This window comes from Ancylobacter mangrovi (assembly GCF_024752335.1).
Lineage (GTDB): Bacteria > Pseudomonadota > Alphaproteobacteria > Rhizobiales > Xanthobacteraceae > Ancylobacter > Ancylobacter mangrovi.
Genome location: NZ_JANTHY010000002.1, coordinates 284,931 through 297,069 on the forward strand (window position 1 = coordinate 284,931; position 12,139 = coordinate 297,069).

Genomic DNA, 12,139 nt, shown 5'->3' on the forward strand with positions numbered 1-12,139 from the left:
TCGTCCAGGTCCCGCAGGGCGGCGGGCAGGACCGGACGCGAGGCCCGGTCCTGCGTCGTCCGGTGGATCAGTAGTTGGGCTCGGGCACCTTGTCGTAGGGCAGGGGCATTTCCGCGCCGAACCACTTGATCTGCAGTTCCTTCATCTTGCCGTTCTTGTTGTACTTGGCGATGCCTTCGTTGATCGCCGCCAGCAGCGACTCGCTCTCCGGCTCCTTGCGCAGCGGCCAGGCCTGGTAGCTCGGCTGGCCGAAGGCGGGCTTCACCACCTCGAATTCGGGCCGGGTCTTGGCGAGATAGGTCAGGTTCGGCAGCGAGCCGGAGGCCGCGACGGTGCGGCCGGCGAGCACGTCGGCATAGGCGTTGGTGCTGCCGATATAGATCTTGATGTCCGCCGGCGGCTTCAGCGTGGCGGAGAACTCCTCCAGCGTCTTGAGCTGGGACGACCCCTTGGTGCCGCCCACCGGCTTGCCGGCGATGTCCTCGGGCTTGGTGATGGAGGTGTCCCCGGCGCGCTTCACCAGCGCGACCGTCGCGTCGCCGATCGGCAGCGTGAAGTAGTAGCGCTCCATGCGCGCCTTGTTGATGGTGGTGCCGGCGACCACCATGTCGAACTTCTTGGCCTCGAGCGCGGGCAGGACGCTGGCCCAGGGAAGGTCGATCCACTTGACCTTCAGGCCCATGTCCTTGGCGATCAGCGTGATGAGGTCGACGTCGAAGCCGACCGGCTTGTCGCCGTCGAGGAATTCGAACGGGGCGTACTGGAATTCGGTGCCGACGACGAGCTCGCCGCGCGCCTTGGCGTCGCTCAGGACGTCGGCCTGGGCGCCCACCGCCATGGCGGAGACGAACAGAACCGTTGCCACGCAACGCTTCATCACACCTTGCATGCTGAACATGATCGTTCCCCTTTGGTTGGGTCTCTGGAATTTTGTAAATGGCGGGCTTGGCTGCCCGCTTCAGTGTTCGGGAAGCTTGACGACGACGCGCCCCCGCACGGCGCCGCGCACGATGTCGGCCGCTTTGTCGGCGACCTCGCCCAGCCCGATCTCCTCGACCACCTCGCCCGGCAGGCCGTCGGGAAGCAGCTCCGACAGCCGCCGCCAGGCGGTGGTCCGGCGATCGATGGGGCAGCGCACGGAATCGATGCCGAGCAGGCTGACGCCGCGAATGATGAAGGGCATGACGGTGCCGGGAAGATCCGCACCGCCGACCAGCCCGCAGGCCGTGACCGCGCCGCCATAGGCGGTGGCCGCCAGCGCGGAGACGAGGGTCTGGCCGCCGACCGTGTCGACCGCCCCGCCCCAGCGCTCGGACGCCAGTGGGCGCGAAGGCTGGGCGAGCTCGACGCGCGGCACGATCGTCTCGGCGCCGAGTTCGCGCAGATAAGCCTCGTGCTCGGGACGTCCGGTGGCGGCGGCGACGCGGTAGCCGAGCTTCGCCAGCAGCGCCACCGCGACGCTGCCGACGCCGCCGCTGGCCCCGGTCACCAGCACTTCGCGGGCGCGGTCGATGCCGTGGCGCTCCAGCGCGTCGACGCACAGCATCGCGGTCAGGCCCGCCGTGCCGAAGCTCATCGTCTGTTCCAGCGACATCGCCTGCGGGCGCGCGACCAGCCAGTCGGCCTTGGCCCGAGCCTTCTGCGCCATGCCGCCCCAGTTGGTCTCCCCCACGCCCCAGCCGGTCAGCACCACTTCGGCGCCGGCGGGGAAGCGCGCGTCGCGGCTCTCCTCCACCACGCCGGCGAGGTCGATGCCCGGCACCATGGGAAAGTTGCGCACGATCCTGCCCTTGCCGGTGATCGCCAGCCCGTCCTTGTAGTTCAGGCTGGAATAGCGCACGGCGATGGTGACCTCGCCGGCCGGAAGGTCGTCGTCGCGCATCGTCTCGACGGAGGCCGTGGTCGCGCCGTCGGCCTGGCGCAGGACGAGGGCTTGGAATGCGTTACCGGACATGGGGCACCTGTGACTGCGAACCTCTTCGAGCGTGTTGCAGTGCATCAGTTTCGACGGCCGTTGCTATTTGTCAAACAAATATTTTATTAGAGAGATAGACATTGCTTCAGCGTCCGGCACCGCCGATGCGCGTTGCCCATGGCGGGCGGCGCGGCACGCACGCCGGCCTTTTGCGGAATGCGCACGCAGGCTCCAGAATGCCGGCATCTGCGCACTGATTCACAGGCCCGTGGCGGCGGACACCGCCAATGGAGTTACGATGCCGATCGAGATCGAGCCCGTGGTCACAACGGGAGTCGCCAAGCAGATCGCCGAGAATATCCGCTCCGCGATCATGGACGGGCGGCTGAAGAGCGACGAGCGCCTGCCGACCGAGAGCGAGCTGGCCGAACAGTACGGCGTCTCGCGCCCCACCATCCGGGAGGCACTGAAGCGGCTGGCGGCGCAGAACCTCATACGCTCGCGGCGCGGGCCGGCGGGCGGCAACTTCGTCGCCCGGCCGCAGCCCGACGACCTGGCCGAGGGCCTGAGCAGCGCGGTGCGCCTGATGGTCGGCGTGGGCGCCTTCGACCTCGACGAGATCGCCCGCACCCGCATGGAGATGGAGGCGATCTGCTGCCGGCTGGCGGCCGACAACCGCACCGACGAGCATCTGGCGCGCATGCGTGCGGAGCTCGAGGTGCAGCAGTCGCACGAGACCAGCGACGTCGACTTCTGCGCCTCGGACGTGCGCTTCCACCGCGCGCTGGTGGATGCGGCCGGCAACCGCCTGCTCGGCTTCCTGATGGTCACGCTGATCGAGGCGCTGCTGCCGGTCTCCAACCTCATCGCCTTCCTGATCCCGGAGCGCGAGCAGATCATCGCCTTCCACCGCGCCATCCTCGCCGGCCTCGAAGCGCATGACGCGGAAGCGGCCGTGGAGGCCTCGAACGCCCTCATCGCCTATCTGCGCGACCGCCACGAGCGCGCCATCGCCGTGCCCCGCACGCGCCACGCGGTCCAGCAGGCCAAGAGCTGACGCGCGCCCGGGGGAAACCGCTCGCCCCCGGGACGCTCCCTCACTTCGGCGGCGCGACCGAGCCGCCGCCGGCGATGGTCGGCTCCAGCCTGAAGGCGGGCGCGGTCGGGCGGCCTTCCACCCGCGCGGCGATGTAGTCCAGCGCCGCGCGGCCGCAGGTCTCGAGGCCGAGATCGACCCGCGTCATATGCGCGCCCCACTCGCCGATCGCCCGCCCGCCGATGCCGATGACGGAGATGTCCTCGGGAACCGACCGCCCCGTCGCCATGACCGCGCGTATGACGTTGATCGAGGTCACGCCGGAGGCCGCGACGATGGCGGTGATGGTCGGGCGCTGCTCGAACATCTGGGCGATGGCCGGCGCCACCCACGAGGCGCCGAACTCGGTCTCGACCAGATGCACCGAAAGGCCCGCCTCCTCGCAGGCCGCGGTGATGCCGGCCACGCGCTGGGTGAGGACGCGGTTGCGGATCGGTCCGACCAGGATGCCGATCTCGCGATGGCCGACCGCGATCAGCTCGCGCGCAGCGCAGCGCCCGGCCTCGACATTGTCGGTGTGGAAGGCGGGGCTCTCGAGGTCGCGCGGGCTCAGCGTCGTCACGATCACGCCGCTGCGCTCCATCTTCTCGACCAGCAGGGCGAGGTCGTCGTGATAGGTGAACTGGTCGAAGCCGCCGCCGGCGAGGATCAGACCGGCCACGCGGTGCTCCCATAGCCGGCGGCAGTAGTCGAGCTCCAGCCGTGGATCGCGCTGCATGTTGCAGACCATGGTCAGCATGCGGCTGGTGGTCTCCGAATAGCAGGTCACGGTCTCGGCGATCTCGCCGTAATAGGGGTCGAGCATGTTGCCGATGACGAGGCCGACCAGGGCCGGCGCGCCGGCACGCAGGGTGCGGGCCATCACGTTCGGCACGTAGCCGAGCTCGATCGCGGCCGCGCGCACCCGCTCCTTCAGGCTTTCCTCGACCGGCCAGCCCTGGTCGCGCAGCACCCGGCCGGCGGTGCTGACCGACACGCCGGCCAAGGCGGCGACGTCCGCCAGGGTCGGCGCGCGCATCGCCCGGCCCGTCCTCGTCGCGTCTTCCCTGCCGATCGCCATCCCGCGCTCCGGTCCTCTCGTCACTCGAATTCGATATTGACAATTTAAGCGTTCGAGACAACGTTATCTCACGTCAGACAACGTTGTCTCAACAACGGAATTTAATCAGCGCCCGAATGGGCGCGCATTTTCGGGAGGAATCATGCTTTCAGCGCTCATCCTCACGGGAGCGGCCGGCCGTCGCTCGTCCGTGCTCCTGCCGTCCGTGCTCCTGCGCGGCGCCGCGGCCCTCGCGCTCGCGACCTGCCTCACGACCTCTCTCGTCGGCACCGCCAGCGCCCAGGACGGCTTCACGCCCAAGGGCCCGGTCACGATGATCGTCCCCTTCGGCCCGGGCGGCGGCAGCGACCTGATGGCCCGCTCCATGGCGGCCGGCATCACCACGGTCCACCCCGACGTGCAGGTCGCGGTCGAGAACCGTCCCGGCGGCAACGGCGTCATCGGCTACAATTATCTGCGCCAGAACAAGGGCAATCCGCAGATGCTGCTGGCCTCGGAGACCGCGGCGGTCGCCCTGCCGCTGCTGATCCAGCCGCCGCCGTTCCAGTGGACCGACTTCACGCCGGTCGCCCAGATCGCCGCCGATTCCCAGCTCCTCGTGGTGCCCTACAACGCGCCCTACAAGGGGCTCGACGACTTCCTCGCGGCGGCGAAGCAGAAGAAATTCCGGGTCGGCCTGACCTCGACCACCAGCTCGGACGCCATCGTCGCCAACCTGCTCTCGCGCAGCCAGAACGTCGCGTTCCAGCCCGTTGTGCTCGAATCCGGCTCGGCCTCGGTGGCGCGGCTGCTGAACGGCGACATCGAGTTCACCATCCTCAACCCGAGTGAGACCATCGGCCAGCTGAAGGCCAAGATGCTGCGCCCGCTCGCCGCCTTCTCGGAGGTGCGCTACCCGGCCGACTCGCCGCTGGGCTCGGTGCCGACCGCCAAGGAGCAGGGCGTCGACGTGTCCTTCGCCCAGTATCGCGGCCTCTACGCCGCCGGCGGCATCACCAAGGACCAGGCCGACTACTGGGCCGACACCATGGAAGCCTGGACCAAGACCCCCGCCTACAAGGACTACATCGCCAAGAACAACCTGTTCCCGGAGTTCCGCCGCGGCGACGACTTCAAGGCCTACCTTGAGAAGACGCAGGCGACGCTCAAGCAGGCGCTCAAGAAGGATTGAGCACCATGAAGTTCCTGCGGACGTCGGAACGGTCGGCCGGAGAAGTCATCTGCGCCCTCTCGTTCCTGGCTCTGGGTGCCTTCGTCGTTCTCGACGGGCTCCAGTATCCGGTCATGGCCGACGGTATCGTCGGCCCTGGCCTCATGCCTCTGGTGTGGGGCGCCAGCCTGGCGGCGGTCGCCGTCGTGCTCGTGGTGAACGCGCTCCGGGGTGCGTCCGTCATGGACGATCTGCCGCCGCCGGTCGACGGGGAGAACCTGTCGATCGCCGACTTCGCCGAGGACGACACCGAGGCGGCCGGAAAGCCCACCACGGTCGCCGGCATCCTCATCCTGATGGGCCTGTCCGTGGTGCTCGCGCCCGCGGTCGGCCTCATCCCGATGCTCGGCGTGCTGGTCTTCGTGTGCGTGTTCGCCTTCGAGCGCGAAGGCTTCCTCACCGCCGCGCTGATGGCGATCGGCTCGATGGCCGCCGCCTGGGCGCTGTTCGTCTGGCTGTTCGAGGTGCCTGTGCCGGTCGGATCGGTCTGGCAGGCGATGGGGTTCTGACCATGGATTCCTTCTACGCGATCATGGGCGGCTTCAGCTCCGCCCTCACCTTCTGGAACATCGTCTACTGCGCCTTCGGGGTCACGCTCGGTACCGTCATCGGCCTGCTGCCGGGGCTCGGCTCCTCGACCGGCGTCGCCCTGCTGCTGCCGCTGACTCTCGGGCTCGACCCGCTGGCGGCGATGATCCTGCTCGCCGGCATCTATTACGGCGCGCAGTATGGCGGCACGATCTCCTCGGTGCTGGTGGCGACGCCCGGCGAGGCGAGCTCGGTGCCCACCGTGCTCGACGGCTACAAGCTGGCGCGGCAGGGACGCGGGGGCGCGGCGCTCGCCGTCGCCGCCATCGCCTCCTTCCTGGCGGGCACGATCAGCATCGTCTTCCTCAGCGTGCTGCTGGTGCCGCTCGCCCAGATCGCCCTCAAGTTCGGCCCGCCCGAGACCTTCGCGCTGATGCTGTTCGGCATCATCAGCGTCGTCGGGCTCGCCAGCGGCGACCGGTTCAAGGGCTTCGCCATGGCCGCCACCGGGGTGCTGATCTCCACCATCGGCATCGACGCCATGACCGGCACGGCGCGCTTCACCTTCGGCTTCACCGAGCTGCTGAACGGCTTCGACTTCCTCTATGTCGTCATCGGCCTGTTTGCCATCAACGAGGTGCTCAAGGCCGTCGGCACCGGCCAGCCCGAGCCGCTGCGCACCCGCTTCCGCGACATGATCGTCACCCGGGAGGACATGCGCCGCTCGGCCATGCCGATCTTCCGCGGCGGCCTGCTCGGCTTCTTCTTCGGCATCATCCCCGGCGCGGGGGCGACGCTGGCCTCGTTCTTCTCCTACGACATCGAGCGGCGCATCGCCCGCAAGAAGGGGATCATGCTCGGCACCGGCCGGATCGAGGGCGTCGCCGGGCCCGAGGCGGCCAACAACTCCTCGGTCAACGGCTCCTTCATCCCCACCCTCGCGCTCGGCATTCCCGGCTCGGCGACGACGGCGATCCTGCTCGGCGGCTTCCTGCTGTTCGGCATCCAGCCGGGGCCGCTGCTGGTGCGCGAGCAGCCGAGCCTGGTCTGGGGCCTCGTCGCCTCCTTCTATGTCGGCAACGTGCTGCTGCTGATCCTCAACCTGCCGCTGGCCCCCGTGTTCGCGCTGATGCTGAGGTTCCGCTACTGCTTCCTCTATCCCGGCATCCTGGTGGTCAGCATCCTCGGCGCCTACTCGCTCGAGAACGACCTGTTCGGGATCTGGATCGTCATCGGCTCGGCGGCGCTCGGCCTCGGCCTCACCTCCTACGGCTACCCCGCCGCGCCGCTCATCCTCGGCCTCGTGCTCGGGCGGCCGCTCGAGACCTCGCTGGTCCAGACATCCTCGATGGGGACCGGCAGCCTGCTGTTCTTCTTCGAGCGGCCCATCGCCGTGGTGCTGCTGGCGCTTTCGCTCGCCAGCGTGATCGTGCCCCCGCTCATGGCGCATCTGGACCGGCAGCGCAAAGCCCGATCGGACCAGGCGCTGGCCCGGCCCTCTCGCTAGGCGCGCCCCGGCGCGCGACCCCGGCCAGCCCCATCAAACTCTTCTGTTGTGAATTGGAGACCTCAATGAAAATTACGGCCGTCGAAACCTACCTCGTCTCGGCACCTCTCGACGTCATCTGGAACACCGGTATCGGCTCCGGTACCCGCCGGGACGAACTGCTCGTGGTGGTGCGCACCGACGAGAACGTCTACGGGCTCGGCTCGTCCTATCACGCCCATGCGCCGCTGGCGGTGAAGGCACTGATCGACGAGAAGCTGGCGCCGATGGCGATCGGCGAGGACGCGCTCGACATCCAGGGCGTGTGGGAGAAGCTGCATTACGGGTCGGTCTATCTCGGCGCCGCCGCGGTCTCCGCGCTCTCGGGCATCGACATCGCGCTGTGGGACATTCTCGGCAAGGTGACCGGCCAGCCCATCGCCCGCCTGCTCGGCGGCGGCGGCGTCGACCGGGTGGTGGCCTATATCGGCTGCATGGTGCTCGGCCACAAGCCGATGGAGGACCTCCTCGCCGAGGCCAAGTCCTACGCCGATATGGGCTTCAAGGCGCTCAAGGTGCGCGGCGGCGCCGGCGTCGAGCGCGACATCGAGGTGGTGCGCGAGACCCGCAAGCTGCTCGGCCCCGGCGTCGACGTGATGATCGACATGAACGCCAGCTATAGCTGGCCGGAAGCGGTGCGGGTGGCGCGCGGCCTCGGCGAGGTCGGCGCCTTCTGGATGGAGGACCCGTTCGACTACACCGTCGCCAACCATCACGACGATGTCGGCCGCCTCACCAAGATGGCGCTGGTGCCGATCGCCTCGGGCGGCAACGTCTATACGCGCTACGACGTGCGCAACCTGTTCGAGCGCGGCGGCGTCGACTTCATCACGCCGGACGCGGTGAAGTGCGGCGGCATCTCCGAAGCGATGAAGGTCGCGCATCTGGCCAGCGCCGCCAACGTTCTGGTCGCGCCGCACACGCTGAACGGCCTCGGCCAGGTCGCCAACGTCCACTTCGCGGCGGCGATCCCCTCGCATGTGCGCGCCCATGTCGAATGGGACCCGGGCTCCAACAACCCGCTGCGCGACGACATGCTGACCAACCCCATCAAGGTGGTGGACGGCTTCCTGAAGGTGCCGACCGGCCCGGGCCTCGGCACCGACCTGAAGTGGGACGTGGTGCGCCAGCTTCCCTTCAGCACCGGCGAGGAGATCAAGGGGCACGGCAAGCGCCGCTCGCGTCGCTGGAACCAGTCCGCCGCCGCGCCGGCGCCCTCGAAGGCCGCCGAGCCGGTCAACGCCTGAACGGACACGTCCACTCATGCCCGGGGGAGCCGTCGAGGCTCCCCCTTTTTTCGTGAAGCCGCCGTCCGCGGGGCGCCGGCCGCTCAGCGCGCCGAGGCCATCATGTGCAGGCGGTATTCGCCCTGCCGCTCCAGCATCCAGCCGGGATATTCGGACGGCAGCGCGCTCGCCGCGTCGAGCGCCGCGAGTTCCCCGTCCGACAGGCGCACCTCGACCGCGGCGAGGTTGTCGGCGAGCTGGTCCGGCCGCTTGGCGCCGATGATGACGCTCGTGACCACCTGCTGGTGCAGCAGCCAGGCGAGCGCGATCTGCGCGACGCTCACGCCATGGGCGTCGGCGATCGGGCGCATGGCGTCGATCACCGCATAGCCGCGCTCCCGGTTCACCGGCGGGAAGTCGAAGCTCGCGCGGCGCCCTTCGCTGGCGCCCTCGTCGGCCCGGCTGTACTTGCCCGAGAGCAGGCCGCCGGCGAGCGGGCTCCACACCATCAGCCCCAGCCCCTCGGACTTCAGCATCGGCACGATCTCGCGCTCGAGGTCGCGTCCGGCGAGCGTGTAATAGGCCTGCAGCGACAGGATCGGCGCGAGCTGCCGGGCCTCGCCGATGCCGATCGCCTTGACGATCTGCCACGCCGCCCAGTTCGAGAGGCCGATGTAGCGCACATGCCCGTGGCGCACGAGCGTGTCGAGCGCCTCCAGCGTCTCGACCAGCGGCGTCGCCGGGTCGAAGCCATGGATCTGGTAGAGGTCGATATGGTCGATCCGCAGCCGCTCCAGGCTCGCCTTGCACTGGTCGAGGATGTGCTTGCGCGAGGCGCCGCGCGCATTCGGGCCCTCGCCCATCGGGCCGAGCACCTTGGTGGCGATGACGAGGTCGTCGCGCGACAGGCCGAGATTGCGGATGGCGTTGCCGAGGATGCGCTCGCTCTCCCCGCCCGCATAGACGTTGGCGGTGTCGATGAAGTTCACGCCCGCCTCGACGGCGGCCTTCACCAGCGCGTCGGCCTCCTCCTGGCGGAGCTGGCCGATCTGGCCCCATATGCCTTCGCTGCCGCCGAAGGTCATGGTGCCGAGGCAGAGTTCGGAAACGAAAAGGCCGCTGGGGCCGAGCTGGCGATAGCGCATGGTCACGCTCCTTGTGCCGGGAAACGGGGTCGCCAAGAAATAGGCGCCGAGGGGCCCCCGCCGCGACGCGGATCGTCGCAGTCTCTTGCCCGATTCTCTCAATCGCGCATTTGCGACTTTTCCCGTGCGCGTCCTGCGCTAGGAGTGGAGGCATGAACGACGATCTCCTGCGCCGTCCCCGCGAGCTGCTGCTGAAGCAATGGCGATGCTTCGGCCGCGAGACCCCGCTCGACGGGCTCACCTTCACGGTAGCCGAGGCGCCATCGGGCCTCATCCATTCGGTCTACCGCACCTCGTTCTGCGGCGTGCTGCAGGGCGCCAAGCTCAGCCTGCTGGGCGACCGGGCCTTTCGCTACGATACCGGCAAGTGCCTCGTCGCCTCGATGGACCTGCCCATCACCGCCCAGATCGTCGAGGCCAGCGCCGAGCGGCCCTACATGGCGTTCAGCCTCGCCATCGACCCGGCGATGATCGCCGAGCTGCTGCTGGACGAGCCCGAGCTGCCGGGCGCCGCCACACTGACCACCATCGCGGTGGGGCAGATGGAGGCGGAGCTCGTCGACCCGCTGGCACGGCTGTTCGCGCTGCTCGACCGGCCGCGCGACCTCGCGGTGCTGGCGCCGCTGATCCGGCGCGAGATCGTCTGGCGGCTGCTCAACGGCCCGCACGGGGCGATGCTGCGGCAGGTCGGCCTCGCCGACAGCCGCATGGCGCGGATCGCCCGCGCCGTGGCGTGGATCCGCGACCACTATGCCGAGCCGCTCACCGTGCCCGACCTCGCCGCGCGGGCGGGCATGAGCGTGGCGAGCTTCCACCGCCATTTCCGCGCCGCCACCACCATGTCGCCGATCCGGTTCCAGAAGCAGATCCGGCTGCAGGAGGCGCGGCGCATGCTGCTGAGCGAGGGGATGGAGGTCGCCGCCATCGGCTTCTCCATCGGCTATGAGAGCCCCTCGCAGTTCAGCCGCGACTATCGCCGCCAGTTCGGCGAGCCGCCCGGCCGCGACGGGGCGATGATCCGCGCCGGCGTGCTGGCCCCGCCCGCGCCGTGGGAGGCGGCCCGGCGGCCGGCGGAAACGCTCTAGATCAGTGCGTGCGAGCGCTTTCCGCGCCCGGAAGCGCGCTCATAGATGGCCGGCGCGGCGCAACAGGGCGCGGGCGGCCGGCGGCATGACGAGCAGCGTCACCAGCATGCGGGTAGCCTGCACCGCGAGCACGAAGGCGAGGTTGGCCTTGATGCCGGTGGCGATGATAGCCACCGTGTCGATCCCGCCCGGGCTCATGGCGAGGTAGCACGTCATCGGGTCGAGCCCGAACATCAGCGACACCGCGACGGCAACGAGCCCGCACAGGGCGATGAGCGCCACCGTCGCCGCAATGAGCTGCGGCAGCCGCGCCAGCACCGCGCGCAGCAGGCGCGGCTCGAAGCGCAGCCCGACGCTCCAGCCGATCAGCGCATAGCCGGCGAGGAGCACCGCCTGCGGCATGGCGAGGTGCAGCCCGAACACCGCCTGCACGGCGATGCCGATCAGCATCGGCAGCAGCATCGCCCCCGCCGGGATGGGCAGGAAACGAGCGGCGACCAGACCGAGCACATAGACGCCCGCGCCGACCGCATAGGGCCCGTAGGCACCGTCGGCATGGGCCACCGGAACCGGCGCCGCACCGGGCGTGGAGAGATAATGCGCGACCATCGCCGCGGTGGCGGCGACGCTCGCCACGCGCAGATACTGCATGAAGGCGACGAGCCGCGCATCGGCGCCCGACGCATCGGCGATCGCGATCATCGCCGAGGCGCCGCCCGGCAGCATGCCCCACACCGCCGCGCGCACGTCGACCGTGCCGGTAACGACGAGCGCCTTGGCGATCAGAAGGCTCACCGTGAGCGTCAGCGCGCTGGCGACGACCACCTCGGTCGCATAGTCGGGAATGGCGAGCAGCACCTCGGCGGGCAGGGTGCTGGCGATCAGGCAGCCGACCGCGCACTGCCCGGCATGGAAGAAGCCGCGCGACACGCGGATGCGGTGCTCGATGCCGCAGAACGCCGCCGCCGCGAACATCGGGCCGAGCAACCCGCCGGCGGGCACCTCGAAATGGAGAAAGGCGGCGGTGACCACCACCGTGACGGCCAGCACCGCTGCCCATTGCAGGCCGGGCGGCGAGGCGGCGAAACGGGCGGCGAAGCCGGGGGGTGTACCGGGGCCGTCGGAAGAAGGATCGCGCTTCGCCATCTCAGCAAAGCCCCCACGCCGGAAGGCGCCGAACGTCGGCGCCCGGGCGGCGACGGGTGCGGATGCGCCGGAAATCGTCGCGGCCGGCGCTCCTGGGAAGGGCGCCGAAGGTGGCAGTCGGAAAGCGTGGGTGCATTGGCTGGCGTGTTGGACTACGGCATGGACGGAACGGGTAGTCCAAG

11 protein-coding genes are annotated in these 12,139 nt (G+C 69.5%); 6 read left to right on the forward strand and 5 right to left on the reverse strand.

Annotated features, from left to right (window positions below; genetic code table 11):
- Positions 1 to 67: 67 nt before the first annotated feature.
- Complete coding sequence (locus NVS83_RS07155) at positions 68 to 865, reverse strand: transporter substrate-binding domain-containing protein (RefSeq protein ID WP_258731826.1); 798 nt, start codon at positions 863 to 865, stop codon at positions 68 to 70.
- Between the two features lie 93 nt (positions 866 to 958).
- On the reverse strand, positions 959 to 1,954 hold the full coding sequence (locus NVS83_RS07160) for an MDR family oxidoreductase (RefSeq protein ID WP_258738717.1): 996 nt from the start codon (positions 1,952 to 1,954) through the stop codon (positions 959 to 961).
- A gap of 259 nt (positions 1,955 to 2,213) precedes the next feature.
- On the opposite strand from NVS83_RS07160, the gene NVS83_RS07165 reads away from it, so the two are divergent.
- Complete coding sequence (locus tag NVS83_RS07165; protein WP_258738718.1) at positions 2,214 to 2,972, forward strand: FadR/GntR family transcriptional regulator; 759 nt, start codon at positions 2,214 to 2,216, stop codon at positions 2,970 to 2,972.
- A gap of 40 nt (positions 2,973 to 3,012) precedes the next feature.
- Here NVS83_RS07165 and NVS83_RS07170 read toward each other — a convergent pair whose 3' ends face one another.
- A complete protein-coding gene (locus NVS83_RS07170; protein WP_258738719.1) occupies positions 3,013 to 4,029 on the reverse strand; it encodes a LacI family DNA-binding transcriptional regulator in 1,017 nt (338 codons plus the stop codon).
- Positions 4,030 to 4,213: 184 nt separating this feature from the next.
- Between NVS83_RS07170 and NVS83_RS07175 the strand changes: the two genes are divergently transcribed.
- From NVS83_RS07175 to NVS83_RS07190, 4 genes are all read left to right on the forward strand, one after another.
- On the forward strand, positions 4,214 to 5,242 hold the full coding sequence (locus NVS83_RS07175) for a tripartite tricarboxylate transporter substrate binding protein (protein WP_258731831.1): 1,029 nt from the start codon (positions 4,214 to 4,216) through the stop codon (positions 5,240 to 5,242).
- Between the two features lie 5 nt (positions 5,243 to 5,247).
- Positions 5,248 to 5,790 (forward strand): tripartite tricarboxylate transporter TctB family protein, encoded by a 543-nt coding sequence (locus NVS83_RS07180; RefSeq protein WP_258731832.1) that lies wholly within the window; start codon positions 5,248 to 5,250, stop codon positions 5,788 to 5,790.
- A 2-nt stretch (positions 5,791 to 5,792) separates the two neighbouring features.
- Positions 5,793 to 7,316 carry a tripartite tricarboxylate transporter permease gene (locus NVS83_RS07185; protein WP_258731833.1) on the forward strand — a complete coding sequence of 508 codons (1,524 nt, stop codon included), beginning with the start codon at positions 5,793 to 5,795 and terminating at the stop codon, positions 7,314 to 7,316.
- 65 nt (positions 7,317 to 7,381) lie between these two features.
- Positions 7,382 to 8,602, forward strand: coding sequence for a mandelate racemase/muconate lactonizing enzyme family protein (locus NVS83_RS07190; RefSeq protein ID WP_258731834.1), 1,221 nt, complete (start codon positions 7,382 to 7,384; stop codon positions 8,600 to 8,602).
- Positions 8,603 to 8,685: 83 nt separating this feature from the next.
- On the opposite strand, the gene NVS83_RS07195 is transcribed toward NVS83_RS07190, so the two are convergent.
- Positions 8,686 to 9,726, reverse strand: a complete 1,041-nt coding sequence (locus NVS83_RS07195; RefSeq protein ID WP_258738720.1) for an aldo/keto reductase — start codon at positions 9,724 to 9,726, stop codon at positions 8,686 to 8,688.
- A gap of 152 nt (positions 9,727 to 9,878) precedes the next feature.
- Between NVS83_RS07195 and NVS83_RS07200 the strand changes: the two genes are divergently transcribed.
- Complete coding sequence (locus tag NVS83_RS07200) at positions 9,879 to 10,811, forward strand: AraC family transcriptional regulator (protein WP_258738721.1); 933 nt, start codon at positions 9,879 to 9,881, stop codon at positions 10,809 to 10,811.
- Positions 10,812 to 10,850: 39 nt separating this feature from the next.
- Here NVS83_RS07200 and NVS83_RS07205 read toward each other — a convergent pair whose 3' ends face one another.
- Positions 10,851 to 11,957, reverse strand: a complete 1,107-nt coding sequence (locus NVS83_RS07205) for an AbrB family transcriptional regulator (protein ID WP_258738722.1) — start codon at positions 11,955 to 11,957, stop codon at positions 10,851 to 10,853.
- Positions 11,958 to 12,139 lie beyond the last annotated feature (182 nt).